Annotated in this window: 18 protein-coding genes; 4 read left to right on the plus strand and 14 right to left on the minus strand. The window is 64.1% G+C overall.

Annotation, left to right across the window (positions count from 1 at the left end; translation table 11 throughout):
* The 3 genes from Q0L57_RS22420 to cysG form a co-directional block, all read right to left on the minus strand.
* Window positions 1-535 (minus strand): nitrite/sulfite reductase (locus Q0L57_RS22420; RefSeq protein WP_296745229.1); only part of this gene is annotated, 535 nt, incomplete at its 3' end.
* A 43-nt stretch (window positions 536-578) separates the two neighbouring features.
* Window positions 579-872 (minus strand): DUF2849 domain-containing protein, encoded by a 294-nt coding sequence (locus Q0L57_RS22425; RefSeq protein ID WP_296745230.1) that lies wholly within the window; start codon window positions 870-872, stop codon window positions 579-581.
* On the minus strand, window positions 869-2,314 hold the full coding sequence (gene cysG / locus Q0L57_RS22430; RefSeq protein ID WP_296745231.1) for a siroheme synthase CysG: 1,446 nt from the start codon (window positions 2,312-2,314) through the stop codon (window positions 869-871). The genes Q0L57_RS22425 and cysG overlap by 4 nt, the downstream gene beginning before the upstream one ends.
* 400 nt (window positions 2,315-2,714) lie before the next feature.
* On the opposite strand from cysG, the gene Q0L57_RS22435 reads away from it, so the two are divergent.
* Entirely contained in the window at window positions 2,715-3,152 is a 438-nt protein-coding gene (locus Q0L57_RS22435) for a host attachment family protein (RefSeq protein ID WP_296745232.1), read from the plus strand.
* A 214-nt stretch (window positions 3,153-3,366) separates the two neighbouring features.
* Window positions 3,367-5,172, plus strand: a complete 1,806-nt coding sequence (locus Q0L57_RS22440) for a cation:proton antiporter (RefSeq protein ID WP_296745233.1) — start codon at window positions 3,367-3,369, stop codon at window positions 5,170-5,172.
* 6 nt (window positions 5,173-5,178) lie between these two features.
* On the opposite strand, the gene Q0L57_RS22445 is transcribed toward Q0L57_RS22440, so the two are convergent.
* Complete coding sequence (locus Q0L57_RS22445; RefSeq protein ID WP_296745234.1) at window positions 5,179-5,982, minus strand: helix-turn-helix transcriptional regulator; 804 nt, start codon at window positions 5,980-5,982, stop codon at window positions 5,179-5,181.
* Window positions 5,983-6,106: 124 nt separating this feature from the next.
* On the opposite strand from Q0L57_RS22445, the gene Q0L57_RS22450 reads away from it, so the two are divergent.
* Window positions 6,107-7,024: a zinc-binding dehydrogenase gene (locus Q0L57_RS22450; RefSeq protein ID WP_296745235.1), complete on the plus strand. Its 918-nt coding sequence runs from the start codon at window positions 6,107-6,109 to the stop codon at window positions 7,022-7,024.
* 2 nt (window positions 7,025-7,026) lie between these two features.
* On the opposite strand, the gene Q0L57_RS22455 is transcribed toward Q0L57_RS22450, so the two are convergent.
* The 8 genes from Q0L57_RS22455 to Q0L57_RS22490 all read right to left on the minus strand — a co-directional run bounded on the left by Q0L57_RS22455 (window position 7,027) and on the right by Q0L57_RS22490 (window position 14,210).
* Window positions 7,027-7,776 carry an SDR family oxidoreductase gene (locus tag Q0L57_RS22455; protein WP_296745236.1) on the minus strand — a complete coding sequence of 250 codons (750 nt, stop codon included), beginning with the start codon at window positions 7,774-7,776 and terminating at the stop codon, window positions 7,027-7,029.
* A 162-nt stretch (window positions 7,777-7,938) separates the two neighbouring features.
* Window positions 7,939-10,212 (minus strand): transglycosylase domain-containing protein, encoded by a 2,274-nt coding sequence (locus tag Q0L57_RS22460; protein ID WP_296745237.1) that lies wholly within the window; start codon window positions 10,210-10,212, stop codon window positions 7,939-7,941.
* 111 nt (window positions 10,213-10,323) lie between these two features.
* The gene (locus tag Q0L57_RS22465) at window positions 10,324-11,244 is read right to left on the minus strand and encodes a hypothetical protein (RefSeq protein WP_296745238.1); all 921 of its coding nucleotides are present in this window, start codon (window positions 11,242-11,244) and stop codon (window positions 10,324-10,326) included.
* 47 nt (window positions 11,245-11,291) lie between these two features.
* Window positions 11,292-11,438, minus strand: a complete 147-nt coding sequence (locus Q0L57_RS22470; RefSeq protein ID WP_296745239.1) for a hypothetical protein — start codon at window positions 11,436-11,438, stop codon at window positions 11,292-11,294.
* A 25-nt stretch (window positions 11,439-11,463) separates the two neighbouring features.
* Window positions 11,464-11,718, minus strand: a complete 255-nt coding sequence (locus Q0L57_RS22475) for a GlsB/YeaQ/YmgE family stress response membrane protein (protein WP_296745240.1) — start codon at window positions 11,716-11,718, stop codon at window positions 11,464-11,466.
* A 103-nt stretch (window positions 11,719-11,821) separates the two neighbouring features.
* Window positions 11,822-12,028, minus strand: a complete 207-nt coding sequence (locus tag Q0L57_RS22480; protein WP_296745241.1) for a hypothetical protein — start codon at window positions 12,026-12,028, stop codon at window positions 11,822-11,824.
* Window positions 12,029-12,078: 50 nt separating this feature from the next.
* On the minus strand, window positions 12,079-12,699 hold the full coding sequence (locus tag Q0L57_RS22485; protein WP_296745242.1) for a ribonuclease D: 621 nt from the start codon (window positions 12,697-12,699) through the stop codon (window positions 12,079-12,081).
* 125 nt (window positions 12,700-12,824) lie between these two features.
* Window positions 12,825-14,210: a M20/M25/M40 family metallo-hydrolase gene (locus Q0L57_RS22490; RefSeq protein ID WP_296745243.1), complete on the minus strand. Its 1,386-nt coding sequence runs from the start codon at window positions 14,208-14,210 to the stop codon at window positions 12,825-12,827.
* A gap of 448 nt (window positions 14,211-14,658) precedes the next feature.
* Here Q0L57_RS22490 and polA point away from each other — a divergent pair, with 448 nt between their 5' ends.
* Window positions 14,659-17,622, plus strand: coding sequence for a DNA polymerase I (gene polA / locus Q0L57_RS22495; protein WP_296745244.1), 2,964 nt, complete (start codon window positions 14,659-14,661; stop codon window positions 17,620-17,622).
* Between the two features lie 183 nt (window positions 17,623-17,805).
* Here polA and Q0L57_RS22500 read toward each other — a convergent pair whose 3' ends face one another.
* Both Q0L57_RS22500 and Q0L57_RS22505 read right to left on the minus strand, forming a co-directional pair.
* Complete coding sequence (locus Q0L57_RS22500) at window positions 17,806-18,210, minus strand: Fur family transcriptional regulator (protein WP_296745245.1); 405 nt, start codon at window positions 18,208-18,210, stop codon at window positions 17,806-17,808.
* A gap of 151 nt (window positions 18,211-18,361) precedes the next feature.
* Window positions 18,362-19,059, minus strand: a 698-nt coding sequence (locus Q0L57_RS22505) for an aldo/keto reductase (protein WP_296745246.1), incomplete at its 5' end; no start/stop codon positions are given.

Here is a 19,059-nt window from a genome sequence, read left to right on the forward strand (position 1 = left end):
CGGCCCGGTCGCGCTCGGCGCCCGTCACCGCGATCTTGAACTTGCGCGGCAGGTAGGAAAATTCCGGATGGACCGAGGACCACTGCCGCAGGATTTCCGCATAGGGCCGCGGATCGGCGACCTCGTCAGCCGCCGCCCCGGCAAAATGGTCCGCGGTGACGTTGCGGATGCAATTGCCGCTGGTCTGGATGCAATGCATCTCAACGCTGGCGAGATCGGCGAGGATCGCCGGAACGTCGGCGAGCGCCGGCCAGTGGAACTGCAGGTTCTGGCGCGTGGTGAAATGGCCGTAGCCCTTGTCATATTTGCGCGCGATATGGCCGAGCATGCGCAATTGCCGGCTGTTCAGCGTGCCATAGGGCACGGCGATGCGCAGCATATAGGCATGGAGCTGCAGGTAGACGCCGTTCATCAGCCTGAGCGGCCGGAACTGGTCCTCAGTGATCTCGCCCGCAAGCCGGCGCTGGACCTGGTCGCTGAACTGGGCGACTCGGGCCTGAACGAAATCGTGGTCGAACTCGTCGTAACGGTACATGCTTCGTCTTTCAGGGCGCGTCCGCCCGTTACCTACCTTGGGTTTAAGCCGCCCGTGCCGCTTGCTTGCCGAGATCGGGGTGGATGGTTGGGCCGGCGGCACGGATCTTCTCGCGCAACCGAACCGGCTCCACCAGACCATCGACAATCGTGACGTCGATCACGTTGACGTCCAGGACTTCATTGTTGGCGGCGGCCGCGGCGCCGATCGCTTCGAGCCGGTCCTCCGCTGCCTTGTCATGCGCGATGTCGGCATGGCCGACCGTCCCCGCCCAGCCGCCATCGGCGTACCAGACGGCGATGCCGTCGGAGAGCCTGTTCGCGGTCAAAACCTTCATTGCTGGACTCCTTCGGCCACGGGGGCCGTTTCTTCACACTTACGCGCCGCGAGCGGCTCGGATCGTTCAAAATTGGCGCCGGCGACGGCATCCCCGATGATGGTCATTACCGGACCGGTCAGGTCGGCGCGCCCTTCCAGCGACGGCAGGTCGGCAAGCGTGCCGTGGAAACGTCGCCGCGTGCCGAGGCTGGCATTCTCGACGACGGCGACGGCAGTATCGGGCGACAACCCCGCTTCGATCAGGCGGCCGGCGACTTCGGCAGCCACCGAGCGCCCCATATAGACCGCAACCGTCGCGCCCGAGATGGCGAGCTTCGCCCAGTCGGGCAGCGAGTTGCCCTTGAGGTCGTGGCCGGTGGTGAACACCATGGAGGAGGACACGCCGCGCAGCGTCAGCGGCAGCTCGAAATCGGCGGCGGCTGCGAAGGCGGCGGTGACGCCCGGAACCACCTCATAGGCGATGCCCGCATCGCGCAAAGCTGCCATTTCCTCGCCGGCGCGGCCGAACACCAGCGGATCGCCTGATTTCAACCGCACCACGCGCTTGCCCGAGCGGCCAAGTTCGATGAGCAGCGCGTTGATCTCTTCCTGGCTCTTGGAATGGCAGCCCTTGCGCTTGCCGACGGGCAGGCGCTCGGCATCGCGGCGGCCCATGGCGACGATGGCCTCCGGCACCAGCGCGTCATAGACGATCGCGTCAGCCTCCATGAGCAGGCGGTGCGCGCGCAGCGTCAGCAGGTCCTCCGCGCCCGGACCTGCGCCGACAAGCGCGATGCGGCCCTCAGCGGGTTTGTCGGAGGCCAGGAGATCGATAGCGGCGTCCCGCGCCTCGGCAAACGCGCCGGCCTCGATGGCCTTCGCCGGCGCGCCGGCGAAGAAGTCGCTCCAGAAGCGCCGGCGGCGGTTGCCCTTCGGCAGGCGCTCGGCAGCCGCGCGGAACGAAGCGGCGAGCGCCGCCAGCCGGCCGAGCGACGGCGACAGCATGCGGTCTATGCGGACACGCAGCATCTGCGCCAGGACCGGACCGGCGCCCTCCGTGCCGATGGCGATCGCGACCGGCGCCCGGTTGACGAGCGCCGGGGTGAAGAAATCGCAGAGTTCGGGCCTGTCCACGGCGTTGACTGGAATGCCCAGCCGGCGCGCATCCTCGACGACTCTACGGTCGAGCGACTCGTCGCCGCTGGCGGCAAACGCCATGGCCGCCCCTTCAAGATGGACGGCATCATAGGCGGCATCGACATGAACGGCGCCCGTGGTCGCGATGAAATCCCGGAGTTCAGCCTCGGCATCATCGGCGATGATGCGCAGCACCGCGCTCGACTGTGAAAGCAGCCGCGCCTTGGCGAGCGCTTCCCCACCATTGCCGACGATGGCCACGGCTTCGCCCTCGACCCGCAGGAAGACGGGAAAGGCATTGAGCTTGAGGTTGGCTGGCGACATGTCGATACGCAATAGAGGAACAGTCTGGCAGTTTTATGCGGGCCAGCCAAAATGCAGAAGGCACGCACTCGCGCACGCCTTGGAGGCAGGCAATCGCTTTTTCGCAACTGCAAAAGGCAAGAGAAAAAAATTCTAATCGGGAGCTTCTGGCGGTAAGGCAACCGGGAAAACCGTCCTGATATGTTGTGATTTTTAGCGCGATGCCTCGTGAACGGCAAAACAGTTTTTTCTAAATTCTACTAAGTTAGTAGATTAAAGGCACGCCTCATTGCCTCGCCCTTGGCGTGCCTTCGCGGAAGGTGATCGAGTGCCGTCATCGGCCGGAACAATCATGGCGCGCGCCACGTTTGGCTAACGATCCGTCTGTCGATCGGCGGAGCCCGCAAGCAAGGAGGAGCGCATGAGTATCAAGCTGAAACATGGCCTTTGGGTCATCGTGGCCGATGGCGAAGAGGCGCTTTTCCTCCGCAATGCGGGCGATAGCAAGTTCCCGAATCTTCAGGTGGTGCACGAGATGGAGCAGGAGAACCCTCCCACCCGCGAGCAGGGTAGCGACAAACCGGGCCGATACAGCGAAGGTCCCCGCAGTGCGATTGAAGACACAGACTGGCACAGCCTCGGTAAGGAACGCTTTGCCGACGATATTGCCGAGCGGCTTTACAAGCTCGCGCACCGGCGTGAGTTCGACGAGGTCGTGCTGATCGCCCCGCCGCAGGTCCTGGGCGAGATGCGGCAGAAGCTGCACAAGGAGGTCAGCGAGAAAGTGCAAGCGGAAATCCCGAAGACGCTGACCAACCATACGATCTTCGATATCGAGAACTTGCTTCAAGCGGCATAAGCCATCGACAGGCCAAGCCGTCGAGAGTTGAGCGATAGACGCTGCTGCCGGGACACCGGCGGCGACGTGTTTTTTGCCAGGCGCCGGCCCACGGCGTCGATTTCTGCGCCGCGGCGGTTGCATCATCGCGGTGCTCTCCACCATATTGCGAAAGGCGGCGGCCTAGGGCGGCGCTCATCCGACATCACGGTTTACGAAAGGCGCTCCATAGACAATGCCGCATGACACGCCCCTTATCGCCACCATCGTCGCCGGTCTGGGGCTTGCTTTCGTCTTCGGGGCTTTAGCCAACCGTTTCCGCATACCGCCGCTCGTCGGCTATCTGGTGGCCGGTGTCCTGGTCGGGCCGAACACGCCGGGCTTCGTCGCCGACGCCAGCCTTGCCAACGAGCTTGCCGAAATCGGCGTCATCCTGCTGATGTTCGGCGTCGGCTTGCACTTTTCGCTCAAGGATCTCCTGTCGGTCCGCGCGATCGCGGTGCCCGGCGCGGTAGTGCAGATCGGCTTTGCCACGCTGCTTGGCGTCGGGCTTGCCTGGTTGCTCGGCTGGTCGCTGGGCGCCGGCCTGGTGTTCGGCCTGGCGCTGTCCGTCGCCTCCACGGTGGTGCTGCTGCGCGCCCTGCAGGAACGGCGGTTGATCGAGACCGAGCGCGGCCGCATCGCCGTCGGCTGGCTGATCGTCGAGGATCTGGCCATGGTGCTGGCGCTGGTGCTGCTGCCGGCGCTCGCCGGCGTGCTTGGCGGCCAGTCCCCGGTCGACGACCATGCGAGCCTTCTCACGCTCCCCGCCAGCTACGGCATATGGGGCGTGGTCGGTATGACGTTGGCCAAGGTCGTTGCCTTCGTTGTTGTCATGCTGGTCGTCGGCCGCAGGGTCATCCCGTGGATCCTGCATTACGTCGCCCATACCGGCTCGCGCGAGCTGTTCCGGCTTTCGGTGCTGGCGATTGCGCTCGGCGTCGCCTTCGGCGCGGCCAAACTATTCGGCGTCTCGCTCGCGCTCGGCGCCTTCTTCGCCGGCATGATCATGAGCGAATCCGAGCTCAGTCACCGCGCGGCGGAAGAATCGCTGCCGCTGCGCGATGCCTTCTCCGTGCTGTTCTTCGTCTCGGTCGGCATGCTGTTCGACCCGTTCAGCCTGATCAGCAACGGCCTGCCGATCCTGGCCACTTTGGCCATCATCGTCATCGGCAAGTCGATTGCCGCCTTCATCATCGTGGTCGTCTTCCGCTACCCGATCGCAACCGCTTTGATGATTTCGGCCAGCCTCGCCCAGATCGGCGAATTCTCCTTCATCCTGGCCGAGCTTGGCGTCGGGCTGAAGCTGCTACCGGAACAGGGTCGCGACCTGATCCTTGCCGGCGCCATACTGTCGATCCTGCTCAATCCGCTGATGTTCCTCATCGTCGACTGGATGAAGCCGTGGCTGGAAAGGCGCGCCGGCAAGGCCGCCGCGCCGGAGGAGGCGAGACCGATCGGACCGGCGACCGAGCCCGGCCAGGTCGCCTCGGTGGCCGCTGCTCCGGAAAAGGAGAGGGAAGATGGACCGCCGCCGCGGACAACGCTCGCCGGGCATTCGATTCTGATCGGCTACGGGCGCGTCGGCAGCCTCGTCGGCGCGGCGCTGAAGGAAGCTGCCCTGCCCTTCCTGGTCATCGAGGATGCCGACAAGACCCTTGCGAAACTGAAGGCCGCCGGCATCGAGACCGTCGCCGGCAACGCAGCCAATGCGGAGGTGTTCGCGGCCGCCAATCCGGAAGGCGCTAAGCGGCTGATCCTTGCCATTCCCAATGCCTTCGAAGCCGGTCAGATCGTGCTTCGGGCCCGTGCCGCCAACCCCACGATCAATGTCGTTGCCCGCGCCCATTCAGATGCCGAGGTCGAGCATCTGATGGGGCTTGGAGCCGACACCGTGATCATGGGCGAGCGCGAGATCGCGCGCGGCATCGTCGAGGTGGTGACAGGCAAGGCCGCCGTTCCGGCCGAGCCGGCCATGGCGATGAAGCCACAGCCCGCTTGATGCGTATCAGGCTACGAAGCCTGAGCCGCCGGCCTGCATATCATTGAGATATTTCGCCGGCGGCTTGCCCAGCGCTTTCTTGAACATAGTGATGAAGGCGGTGACGGATTCGTAGCCGAGATCGCCCGACACCCGCTGCACGCTGGCGCCCGAGGCCAATTCCCGCAGCGCCACGATCAGGTGCAATTGCTGGCGCCAGCGCCCGAACGTCAGTCCTGTCTCCTGCACCACGAGGCGCGCCAGGCTGCTTTCGCTGAGCGCCACGCGCTTTGCCCATTCCGCCAGCGTGCTGCGATCGGCCGGCTCGTCCGCCAATGCCTCGGCGATCCGCCGCAAGCGCGGCTCGGCCGAGATCGGCAGGTGTAGTTGCTGAATGGGCATGCGCGGCAATTCGGCAAGCAGGACCCTTCCCAGGAAATCGCCCCTCGCGTCGTCCGGCGCGCAGTCCGACAGCTCGACGATAAGCTCGCGCAGCAATGGCGAGATCGACAGCGTGCAGCATCGGTCCGGCAGATCGGCCGCGCCGGGCTCGATGTAGACGAAGAAAATCCGCGCATTGGCCGTCGCGATGTTGCTGTGCTCCATCCGCCCGGGGATCCACACGCCGCAATGTGGCGGCACCATCCACAGTCCGCCTGGAACGCGACAGGTGACCCCGCCGCCGAGCGCAAAGACAAGTTGCGCTTTGCGATGCCAATGCTCGCGCACCTCAGCCCTGGTCTCCGTGACATCGACGCGGACGGCGATTGCCGGCGCGAGCACGTCATCGACATCGAAATCCAACCAGGGCCAGCGAAGGGGTTGTCTCATCGAAGACTGCTTTCAGCGATCATCTGGCAATATATCTAAATTTCTCGCCACCGGAAGTCGATAAGCTTGATCTCTAATCCGCAGTCGACCGCGGCTTCCCCATGACCAATTCCACAGGTGGCCCATGCGCGCACTCGCTATCTCGTCCGACAGCCCCAACAGGTTGAAGTTCACCGAAATCGATGAGCCATGCCCTGGTCCGAATGAAGCTGTGGTGGCCGTTCATGCAACATCGCTGAACCGTGGTGAGTTGCGATTGCTCGCCATACGTCCCGACGGCTGGATCCCGGGCCAGGACATCGTCGGCATCGTGGAGCAAGCGGCAGCCGATGGCTCGGGGCCTGCCGTCGGCAACCGCGTCGTGGCCCTGGTCGACGAGGCCGGCTGGGCCGAGCGCGTCGCGGTATCGACTGACCGGTTGGCCATCGTGCCGGACGAGGTCGGCTTCGCATCGGCGGCCACGCTTCCGGTCGCGGGCACGACGGCGTTGAGGACCTTGCGCCATGGCGGCGACCTCGCCGGCCAGAAGGTTCTCATCACCGGCGCAAGCGGGGCGGTTGGCCGTTTTCAGATCCAGATCGCCCGCGAGCAAGGCGCCTTGGTGACAGCGGTCGCCGGGGCTCGGCACCACGACGATCTTCGCCAGTTGGGCGCCGGGCAGGCCGTCGATTCGATCGAGCAGGCCATCGGTCTGTTTTCGCTGATCACCGAGTCGGTCGGCGGCGCAAGCCTCACCCACGCGATCGAACGCGTCGCGCCGGGCGGGACCATCGTCATGTTCGGTTCGAGCAGCGGCGAGCTGACGCCGGTGGGCTTCCGTCAGTTCGTCCCGGGTCATGAGGGGGCAAGGCTGCAGACCTTTGCCTATTATACATCAGGCGCGGGCATTGGCGCGGATCTCGCCTCGCTGCTCTCACTTGTTGCGGCTGGCCGACTGGAAACTCGCGTGGCCTTGACCGCGTCGTGGATGGAAATCGCCCAGGCCCTGGAAGCGCTGCGACAGCGCAGCTTCAGCGGCAAGGCTGTCCTCACCATGGCCTGAAGTTAGACGTGCTGGCCGCCATTGATGTGGATTTCCGAGCCGGTGACGTAGGATGACTGGCCGGAGCACAGGAAGTAGATGATATCGGCGACTTCCGATGTCGCGCCCAGCCTTCTCAGCGGGATCGTCTCGACGATTTTGTCGGTGCCGGGCGACAGGATCGCCGTGTCGATCTCGCCCGGAGCGATCGCGTTGACGCGGATGCCGTGCGGACCGAAATCATGCGCCATCTCGCGCGTCAGCGAACCGAGCGCCGCCTTCGACGTCGCATAGGCGGTCCCGGCGAAGGGATGCACCCGGCTGCCGGCGATCGAGGTGACGTTGACGATCGAGCCCTTGGCGGCGGCGAGTTCCTTGAACAGGCCCCTCGCCAGCATGATCGGCGCGAAGAAATTGACCTGGAACACGTCGCGCCAGACATGCATCGGCGTGTCGATCGAGTTCATGCGACTGCCGTCCTTGAGCTTCGGCGAGATGCCGGCATTGTTGACGAGTGCATGCAACTGGCCGCCATGCGCCTCAAGCCGATGACGGATTTCCGAGACGGCGATGCCGACATCTTCCTGGTCGGCGAGATCGACCTTGATGTGATCCTCGGGCCCTGCCGGCCACGGGCAGTCCTCGGCGAAAGCCTGGCGCGAGCAGGTGATGACGCGCCAGCCTTCACGCGAGAAGCGTTTCACCGTCGCATGGCCGATGCCCCGGCTGGCGCCGGTGAGCACGATGGTTTTTCTGGTGTCGGTTTCGGCCATGGCTTGATCTCCGGGCCGGACATGTAGCCGAAGGCGCTTGCCATGGCGAGAGGCGAGTTGCCGCCCAAACCATGATCCCGGAAAGTGGACACCGGTTTCCGGAAAAGATCATGGTCCAGCTAAAAGGCTATAATCCCATTCCAATGCCATCGGGATGTGATTTTAGCCCCCGCCGAGGATGTCGAGGATCGACGTGTTGCGCTTCTTTGTCGGGCCGCCGACCTCGCCGGGCGGCACCGGATGCTTGATCGACGCGGTCTCGCCATTGTCGCTCGGCATGCCGAAGCCGCCGGCGTCCACGGTTTCGGCCGGTTTCGTCGTCCGTATCTGGCGCACCGGTGCCGGCGCCTGCGCGACCGGTGCGGGCTGAGACTGGCCGACGGCGGCAGGCGGCGTGGGCGCCGGCTGCGAAGCGTCGGCCGATGGGATCTCGTCCGGCACGACCGTATCGGACGGCGTTGACTTCCAGGTGCCGGGCAGCGGCCGGACGGGCACGCCTTCATGAGCCGCCACCATGAATTCGTGCCAGGCCTGCGCCGGCAAGGCACCGCCGGTGACCTTCTTCATCGGGCTGCCATCGTCGTTGCCGAACCACACGCCGGTGGTGAGATTGGCGGTGTAGCCGACGAACCAGGCATCGCGCGAATTCTGGCTGGTGCCGGTCTTGCCGGCCGATGGCCAGTTGAACGCCGCCTTCTTGGCGGTGCCGATCTCGACGGTGCCGGTCATCATCGAATTCATCATGCCGACGATGTCCGCCTTGAGGACGCGCGGCGCGCTGCCGCCATTGTTCTCGTAGAGCACCTTGCCGTTGGCCGTGGTGATGCGGCGGATGAAATGGACGTCCGGCTTGTAGCCGCCATTGGCGAACGGCACATAGGCGGCGGTCAGCTCCAGCGGCGTCACTTCCGAGGTGCCGAGCGCGATCGAGGTGTTTGCCTGCAGGTCGGACTGGATGCCCATGCGGTGCGCGGCCTCGACCACCGCGTCAGGCCCGACCTCCATGGTGAGCTGCGCCGCAACCGAATTCAGCGACTTGGCCAGCGCCGTCGCCAGCGTCACCTTGCCATAGTACTTGCCGCCATAATTGTCCGGCGTCCATTTACCGATCTTGATCGGCGCGTCGTTTCGCACCGAGTCCGGCGTGCGGCCAGCTTCGAGCGCGGCCATGTAGACGAACGGCTTGAAGGCCGATCCAGGCTGGCGGCGCGCTTCCGAGGCACGGTCGAACTGGCTGGTCGAATAATCATAGCCGCCGACCATGGCGCGCACGGCACCGGAATCGTCGATCGACACCAGCACGCCCTGCGAAACATTGAGCTTCTTGCCGCTCTCGTCGATCAGCCGGCGGATCGATTGCTCGGCGAGCTTCTGCAGCGTGAGGTCCACCGTCGTGTCGACCACGATGTCCCCACGCACGTCGCCGATCAGGTCGGGCAGCTCGCCCATGATGGTGTCGGCGACATAGTTTTCCGACCCGGTCCAGTAGGACGGCGCGCGCGTAGCCGGCGCGCTGAGCGCCACCTTGTACTCTTTCTCGCTGATCTTGCCTTGCTCGCGCATGGCGGCGAGCACCAGCTGCGCGCGCTCTTCAGCCGCCTTCGGGTCGCGCGCCGGCGAAAGCCGCGACGGCGCCTTAACCAGGCCGGCAAGAAGGGCCGCCTCGGAGAGCGTCACGTCGCGCGCGCTCTTGCCGAAGTAGCGCCTTGAGGCCGCTTCCACGCCATAGGCGCCGGAGCCGAAATAGACCCGGTTGAGGTACATTTCGAGGATCTGGTCCTTGGTGTGCTTGTGCTCCAGCCAAAGCGCCAGCAGCACTTCCTGCACCTTGCGCTCCAGCGTGCGGTCGGGCGTCAGGAAAAGGTTCTTCGCCAACTGCTGCGTCAGCGTCGAGCCGCCCTGCGAAAGATGGCCGCCGAGCAGATTGGTGACCATGGCGCGCGAGAGGCCGATCGGATCGATACCGAAATGCGAATAGAAGCGGCGGTCCTCGATGGCGACGACAGCCTCGGGGATATAGGGCGACATTTCATGCAGGCCGACCGCCTCGCCACCGCTCATGCCGCGATTGCCGATCAGCCCGCCATCGACCGAGACGATCTTGATGTTGGGCGCCCGGTCGGGGATCGACCATGTCGTGGCCGCCGGCATCTTGGCGCCGTAGTAGACGACGACGCCCGCCACCGCGATGCCGCCCCAGATACAGAGCACGAAGCACCAGTAGACCAGGCGGGTGGCGATGCCGAGCAAACCGCGTCGGCTGCGATCGCGCCCGCGGCGCGAGGACTTCACCTTGGCCTGCTTTCGTTTTGCTGCGGATTTGCGGGCTCCCGGCACGACGCGATCCTCCTCGCTCACCGAAAAGCTGTCGGAGGATTTCGCGCGCTGCGATCCCTCGAAGCTCGGTTCGATGCGACTGTCCCTGCGGTTCGCCATGCGCTTTGCTTGTCTGCCCCGGTGCCGATGGCGCTCGAGTTGCAGACTAGATGCGGCGGTTTAAAGGCGCGTTAAGTGGGGAAAAATCGAAGCGATTGAAAATCAAATGCTTCAAAGCGGTTCGAAATTCACATTCGGCTGGTCCGGCCCGCCAGCCCGACCTAGCAAAGCGAGAAGCTGCTCACGCCTGTCCGTAGACGGTTGCTTCCAATGCGAGGCGTTGCCGGCATGCAGCCAGCCATCGAGGAACAGGAAATAATCCGAATACTCGTCGCGACCTTGACCGAAGCGAAGCCATCTCGTCTCCGCAAACCTGACCTTGTTCAGGTCTATGGAGCGGTAGAGCACAGGCCAGTTGCCACCGCCTGAATCCATGTGGAAGCGATAGCTTGGCGAGAAGTCCATCTGCCCCAGCGGCAGGCAGCCGTCGAAGAAACTGAAGCCGGGCCACAGGAACCAGCCACCAGGCGTTGGCGTGTCGTGCCGCTTCCTGCCGTACAGGAGTTTCCCGGTCATCTGCCGGCGAACGGAAAAAGGAGCAGTTGGGAAGATGTCGTGGTCGAGAAAGCCGAACAGCGATGGCCTGAAAGCCGATATGAAGTTCCGTACGATCCAGTTCAGCGCCAGACCGTGCGAGGCGCTGACCATCATCCTGTTCTTCGGCAAGCCGACATAAGGAACGTGGCGCCGCTTGCAGAGATCGCGGATCGCCCGCCGGGCATCTTCACGACTGCTGTTGTCGAATACGACATAGGCCTTACTCTCGGCAACATGTCGCCGCACGAGATGGATCTGCCATTCGATGACATCCGGCCGGTTGAAGGCCACTGAGGCGATGACGGCATCCGAGAACGCCTTCTCGGAGTTGAACATAAGCGTTTCCGCGGCCGGCTCGCGCAGGAAGCGAAAAGCCCTGATGCGATTGCGAAGCCGGCGCCTGAACTTCGGCGCCGCATTCAACCTGCGCCAGTCTTCGACGGAGATGTCGAAATCGTCGTGCCCCTCGGGCGCGATGTCGTCGGGGATGATCATGCAACCCCTCGCTGTCGAGCGAGGTCGCCGGCGTCAGCCGGCAACCGTCAATTCTGCTGGATCGAGATGCCCTTGTCGTCGATCTTCAGCTCGACGCCCTTGGGCTTGGTCTTCTCTTGGTAGACATAGATACCAAGAGCTATGACGACGACGATCAGCGCGCCGATGATCAGATAGAGCGTGTTCTGTCGCATTGAGCCCCCTGTTTACGAGCGCGCCTCACGCTCGCTTCAGAACCCGGACGACCAGCAGAAGGATGATGGCGCCGAGCGTGGCGTGGATGATGGAGGCCAGGATGCCGCCCCCGATGGCGAAACCCAGCTTCGGGAACAGCCATCCGGCGATGAAGGCGCCGATGATGCCGACGATGATGTTGCCGATCAGGCCGAAGCCGAAGCCCGACACGATGAGGCCGGCCAGCCAGCCGGCGATGGCGCCGATGATAATGAAGACGAGAAGACTTTCGATACCCACGCAGCTTCCTCCGGGCAAACGGCGAAATCCGGGCACGGCCCGAATCGGCCTTCGATATCAACGGCTTCAGGCTATGCGAAAGCAGTTGGCCGCGCCAGCGACGTCATTGCTGGTCGTCATCGTCGGCAGATGCCGGCCGCCAGCTCGTCGGGTCGACCTTCTTCTGCGTGTTGCTGTCGGTGTAGACCCACCAGCCGCCATCGCGATATTGCGCGATGGACTCGTTGACCACGCCGTCGCCGTCCTTCCACATGACGGTGACCTTCGAGCCGTCCTTGGGCGCGCTCGCTATCGGTTTGCGTTCTGCCATTTCTCCCTCCCTGGGCTGGCGGAAACGCCCCTGCGGCGCTCCGGGTTCCTTCAGCTGTGCGCGAAGATATCTTCCTCCGCCCAGCCCATCAGGTCGAGCTTGGCGCGGGTCGGCAGGAAGCGGAAGCAGGCATCGGCTTCCTTTGTGCGGCCCTCGCGCGCCAATCGCGCGGCAAGCGCGTCACGCAGCTGGTGCAGGTAGAGCACGTCGGAAGCAGCATAGTCGAGCTGCTCCTGCGATAGCGTCTCGGCCGCCCAGTCCGATGACTGCTGCGCCTTCGACAGCCCGATGCCGAGCAGTTCGTTGCAAAGGTCCTTCAACCCATGCCGATCGGTATAGGTGCGCGTCAGTCGCGACGCGATCTTGGTGCAGAACACCGGCTCCGCCATGACGCCGAAAGCATTGTAGAGCACCGCGATGTCGAAGCGGCCATAGTGGAACAGCTTGGTGATGGCGCGGTTCCGCAGCAGGCTGACGAGGTTCGGCGCCTTCTTCTGGCCGGCCGCGATCTGGATGACGTCGGCGCTGCCGTCGCCGGGCGAAATCTGCACCACGCAGAGCCGGTCGCGATGCGGGTTGAGGCCTAGCGTTTCCGTGTCGATGGCCACCGCCGCGACATTGTAGCGGGACAGGTCCGGCAGGTCGTTCTTATGGAAACGGATATCGGTCATTCTCTTCTCCGGATCGCGGTCTGCGGCATGGCGCATCCTCTGGGATACGCGGCGCTGCAAGCTCTAGAAGCCCGTCCTCGCCGCGATCCGCTGAAAAATCAACAGAAACTTGCCTTTCGCCTGGTTCAGCGGGTCAGCGCATCGAGAATGCGCGCCCAGGAGCGCTGGCCCTTGTGGAAGGAGGTCAGCTCATATTTCTCGTTGGGCGAATGGATGCGGTCGTCGTCGAGCCCGAAGCCGACCAGCAGCGATTCCATGCCGAGATAGGTCTGGAAATCGCCTACCACTGGAATGGAGCCGCCGCTGCCGGTGGTCACGGCCTGCTTCTCCCATTCGTCGGACAGCGCGTCCTTCGCCTTGGCCAGGAACGGCGAGTCATATGAAAGCTGGATCGCCGACGAGCCGCCGCGTGGCTGGAATTCGACCGAGCAATCCGCCGGAATGCGCTCCCTGACGAAGGCCTCGAAAGCGGCGCGTATCGCTTTGGGATCCTGCTTGTGGACAAGGCGGAAGGATACCTTCGCGGAGGCTTCTGCCGCGATCACCGTTTTGAACCCTGCGCCTGTGTAGCCGCCGATGATGCCGTTGAACTCGGCCGTCGGCCGCGCCCAGGTGAGTTCCAGCACCGAGCGGCCCTTTTCGCCTGCTGGGATAGATAGGCCGACCGGCCCAAGGAAGGTTTCCGCCGTCTCGCCCAGGGCTTCCCACGATTTCAAAACCTGCGCGGGGGTTTCCTCAACGCCATCGTAGAAGCCCGGAATGGTCACACGGCCGTCCTTGTCATGCATGTCGGCCAGGATCTTGGCGAGGATGCGGATCGGATTGGCGGCCGCGCCGCCATAGAGCCCCGAATGCAGGTCGCGGTCGGCCGCCTTGACCGTGATTGTCTCGCCGACCATCCCTCGCAGGGAGACGCAGATCGAAGGCGTCTCGCGGTTCCACATGCCGGTGTCGCATACAAGTGCGAAGTCGGCCTTGAGTTCTGCCGCGTTCGCCTCGAGGAACGGTATCAGCGACGGCGAGCCGGACTCTTCCTCGCCCTCGAACAGGATGGTGACGCGGCATGGCAGGTTGCCATGCACCTGCTTCCAGGCGCGGCATGCCTCGACGAAAGTCATCAGCTGTCCCTTGTCGTCGGCGGAGCCTCGGCCCGTGATCACCTTGCGGCCGGGCTCGGTCTCCTTGATCGACGGCGCAAACGGGTCGGTCTCCCACAATTCGATCGGATCGACCGGCTGAACGTCGTAGTGGCCATAGAAAAGCACGTGCGGCGCCCCTGCCGGCCCTTCGTGATGCGCAACGACCATGGGATGGCCGGGCGTGGCGCGCACGCTGGCGTCGAAGCCGATCAGCTTGAGCTCGGCGACCAGCCATTCGGCGCCCTTGCGGCATTCAGCTGCGTAAGCCGGGTCGGTGGAAATGGACTTGATGCCCAGCAGGCCGAAAAGCCGCTCCAGGCTCTGGTCGAGGTTCTGGTCGAGACGGTCGAGGACGGGGGAGATTCTGGACATGATGGGCCTTTCGCGTTTTGCGCCGACCCTAAAGGTCGGGACCTGAAACGAAAAGCCGTGATCGTTGGACCAAGCAGCGAAAGCCGCCCGACTTATGCCGCCCAACGCGTGACGGAGCGCAAAAAAGAACCGCCGTGGTGGAGGGGGAACCACGGCGGTCTTTACTCGAAACGATGCGGCAGCCCGGAGAGGGGGGATAGGCTGCCGCAATTTGCCCGGGATAGGCGGGGGACGGGCCTTGCTCCGGACTTCGGCGAAAATTGCCGATGACAGCTATTTGGGTCTCTGAACGTGGCGATTCAAGGGCACGAAAATTACACTTTTGTAACATGCCCGTGAGCGGCACGATCGGGGGCGGACAGGATCTGTCAGGGGGCGTTGCCGGAACCCGCGCCTTCCACAGCCTTTGGCATGGACCGCGAAGGCTGGCCGCGCTATCCCTGCCGGCATGAAAAAAGGCGATCACCTCTTCCTTGTTGACGGTTCCGGCTACATTTTCCGTGCCTATCACGCCCTGCCGCCGCTCAACCGCAAATCCGACGGCCTGCCGACCAACGCCGTGCTCGGCTTCTGCAACATGGTGTGGAAGCTGATGCAGGACGCCCGCAACACCGATGTAGGTGTTGTGCCGACGCATTTCGCCGTCATCTTCGACTATTCGTCCAAGACCTTCCGCAGCGAGCTCTATCCCGAGTACAAGGCCAACCGCTCGGCGCCGCCTGAAGACCTCATCCCGCAATTCGGCCTGATCCGCCAGGCCACGGTGGCATTCAACCTGCCCTGCATCGAGATGGAGGGTTTTGAGGCAGATGACATCATCGCCACCTATTGCCGGATGGCCAGGGAGGCCGGCGCCGACGCCACCATCGTCTCTTCCGACAAGGATTTGATGCAGTTGGTCGGCCCGACGGTCGGCATGTACGACCCGATGAAGGATCGCCAGATCGGCGTCCCCGAAGTGATCGAGAAATGGGGCGTGCCGCCCGAAAAGATGATCGACCTGCAGGCGCTCACCGGCGACTCGGTCGACAACGTGCCGGGCGTGCCCGGCATCGGTCCGAAGACCGCGGCGCAGCTCCTGGAACAGTTCGGCGACCTCGATGGGCTGCTCGCGCGCGCCTCCGAGATCAAGCAGGAGAAGCGGCGCGAAACGATCATCGCCAATGCCGACAAGGCGCGCATTTCGCGCGAGTTGGTGACGTTGAAGAACGACGTGCAGCTGAAGGAAGGGCTGGACGATCTGGTGCTGCATGCGCCGGATGGACCGAAGCTCATCGGCTTCCTGAAGACCATGGAGTTCACCACGCTGACCCGCCGCGTGGCCGAGGCAACGGCGACCGAGATCGGCGACGTCCAGGCTTCGGCTGTCACCATCGAGCGCGCCGACACAGCGCACGGGCCGGATGTCGGCGCCGGCGCGCCGGCAACGCCAAGGCAAGCCCCGCCTTCGTCGAACGGTGCTGCAAAGCCGGCGGCGACACGAAGCGAGGATGCACCGCCGCAAGGCGACACCCCTTCCCTGCTTTCGGCGTTGCGGTTGGAGCGGGCGGCGGCCCGCAAGATGGATCCCTCGGCCTATGCCACGATTCGCGATGCCGCCACGCTGAAGGCCTGGGTCGCCGAAGCGAAGGAAGCCGGCGTCCTGGCTTTCGACGCCGAGACCAGCTCGTCCGATCCGATGCAGGCCGATCTGATCGGCCTTTCCATGGCGATAGCGCCGGGTCGCGCCGTCTATGTGCCGCTGGCCCATACGAGCGGCAATGGCGACTTGCTTGGCGGCGGCCTGCTGGCGGACCAGATCCCGGTTCGCGAGGCATTGGCGCTGCTGAAGCCGGTGCTGGAGGACAGGTCCGTCCTCAAGATCGTGCAGGACATGAAATACGACATCGTCGTGATGAGCCGGCACGGCATCGAAGTAGGCCCCTTCGACGACACGATGCTGGTCTCCTATGTGCTCGACGCCGGCACGTCAGGCGGCCATGACCTGGCCTCGCTGTCGGAGAAATGGCTCGGCCACGCGCCTGCCTCGAAGAAGGATCTCGCCGGCTCGGGCAAGAGCGCCATCGGCTTCGACCAGGTCGACATCGAGCGGGCGACGGCCTATGCCGCCGGACAGGCCGATGTGGCGCTGCAGCTTTGGCTGGTGCTGAAGCCCAGGCTCGCCGCCAAGGGACTCGTTTCGGTCTATGAGCGGCTGGAGCGGCCGTTGGTGCCTGTGCTGGCGCGCATGGAGCAGCGCGGCATCTCGGTCGACCGGCAGATCCTCTCCAGGCTCTCAGGGGAATTGGCGCAAGGCGCCGCCCGTGTCGAGGAAGAGATTTACGCAATCGTCGGCGAGCGCATCAACATCGGCTCCCCGAAGCAGCTCGGCGACATCCTGTTCGGCAAGATGGGCCTGCCGGGTGGCTCGAAGACCAAGACCGGCCAATGGTCGACCTCTGCGCAGTTGCTGGAGGACCTTGCCGCCGAAGGCCACGAGCTGCCGCGCAAGATCGTCGACTGGCGCCAGCTCACCAAGTTGAAGTCGACTTACACCGATGCGCTGCCCGGCTTCATCAACCCCGGTACCAATCGCGTCCACACCTCTTACGCGCTGGCGGCGACGACGACCGGACGGCTGTCGTCCTCCGATCCCAATCTGCAGAACATCCCGGTGCGCACCGCTGAGGGCCGCAAGATCAGGACCGCCTTCATCGCCGACAAGGGCTATAAGCTGGTCTCGGCCGACTACAGCCAGATCGAATTGCGCGTGCTGGCGCACGTCGCCGAAATCCCGCAGCTCAAGCAAGCCTTCGCCGACGGCGCCGACATCCACGCCATCACGGCGTCCGAAATGTTCAACGTGCCGGTCGAGGGCATGCCTTCGGAGGTGCGCCGGCGCGCCAAGGCGATCAATTTCGGCATCATCTACGGCATCTCGGCCTTCGGCCTCGCCAACCAGCTGTCGATCCCGCGCGAGGAAGCCGGCAATTACATCAAACGCTATTTCGAGCGCTTCCCCGGCATCCGCGACTATATCGAGGAAACCAAGGCCTATGCCCGCGAGCATGGCTTCGTCGAAACCATCTTCGGCCGCCGCATCCATTATCCGGAGATAAGGTCTTCGAATCCGTCGATCCGCGCCTTCAACGAGCGCGCCTCGATCAACGCCAGGCTCCAAGGCACCGCGGCCGACATCATCCGCCGCGCCATGGTGCACATGGAAGAAGCGCTGGAGAAGGCGAAGCTTTCGGCCCGCATGCTGTTGCAGGTGCATGACGAGCTGATCTTCGAGACCGTGGAGGCGGAAGTCGAAGCGACGATCCCTGTCGTGCGCCGCGTGATGGAACACGCGCCGATGCCGGCGGTATCGATGTCGGTGCCGTTGCACGTCGACGCCCGCGCCGCGAACAACTGGGACGAGGCGCATTAGCCCCTGACTTCGTCATCCTCGGGCTTGACCCGAGGATCCATGCCGTAACCTCAGTTGACAGGCACGGCGGAGCAGAACTCGAGTTCTGCACCGCGGCAACACGTAGATCTCACGGCATGGATACTAGGATCTGCGCGCGTCGCTTCGCTCCTTGCTCCGCCCTAGTATGACGAAGTGAGGGTCTTACGCAGCCTCAGCCCTGCACTTGGCGCATACACCGCGAAACTCGATCACCGCCTTTTTCGCGGCAAATCCCGTCGAGCGCACCCATGCGTCCAGTTTATGATCGATGTCGTGGTCGGACATCTCGGTCACTTGGCCGCAATTGTCGCAAATGGCGAACGCCGTCATCGAATGGCCGTGGTCATGCGGCTCGGCGCAGGCGACAAAGGAATTGAGGCTTTCCAGCCGGTGCACGAAGCCGGACTTCACCAGCGTGTCGAGTGCGCGATAGACCTGCAGCGGCGCCCGGAAGCCACGCTCGCGCAGCTGGTCGAGCAGCATGTAGGCGCTGAGCGGCCCGCTGGCGGCCTCGAGCTTCTCGAGCACGCACATCTGGTTCTTCGTCAGCGCATCCCTTGCCGTCATACCAACCATCCGGTGACTGCCATTCGCAGGCGATTTGCGCATGCGAACGGTTTCATTTCCCTTGAGATAGCGACGAACGAGCCTTTTTGCCACTGTTTCCGAAGGCGCAGGCTCCGGGACTTTGATTCATCTAATGCTTCGCCGGCTAACGCTACTTACGTTCGGCGGAAGACGCCCAGAGGTTGATGTCGGACTCGCGCGCATAGGTGTCGATCTCGGCAAGCTCGGCATCGGTGAACTCGAGCACCTTGAGCGCGCCGACACAGTCCTCGACCTGTTCCGGCCGGCTGGCGCCGATCAACGCCGTCGTCACGCGGCCCCTGCGCAGCACCCAGGCCAGCGCCATCTGCGCCAGCGTCTGGCCACGTCGCGCGGCAATGGCGTTCAGCGCCTTGATGTTGGCGATCGACTGGTCGTTGATAAAGGCGGGCTTGAGCGACTTGCCCTGGCTGGCGCGGCTGCCGTCCGGGATGCCGCCGAGATATTTGTCGGTCAGCATGCCCTGCGCCAGCGGCGAGAACACGATCGAGCCGATGCCCAGGCCCTCCAGCGTGTCGAGCAGACCATCGTCCTCGACCCAGCGGTTGAGCATCGAATAGCTCGGCTGGTGGATGAGGCAGGGCGTGCCGAGCCGCTTCAATATGTCGGCCGCCTCGCGCGTGCGCTGCGAATTGTAGGAGGAGATGCCGGCATAGAGCGCCTTGCCCGAGCGCACCGCGTGATCCAGCGCGCCCATCGTTTCCTCCAGCGGCGTTTCCGGATCGAACCGGTGCGAATAGAAGATGTCGACATAGTCGAGCCCCATCCGCTTCAAACTCTGGTCGAGGCTGGCCAGCATATATTTGCGGC

The sequence above is a fragment of the Mesorhizobium sp. genome (assembly GCF_024509055.1).
Lineage (GTDB): Bacteria > Pseudomonadota > Alphaproteobacteria > Rhizobiales > Rhizobiaceae > Mesorhizobium.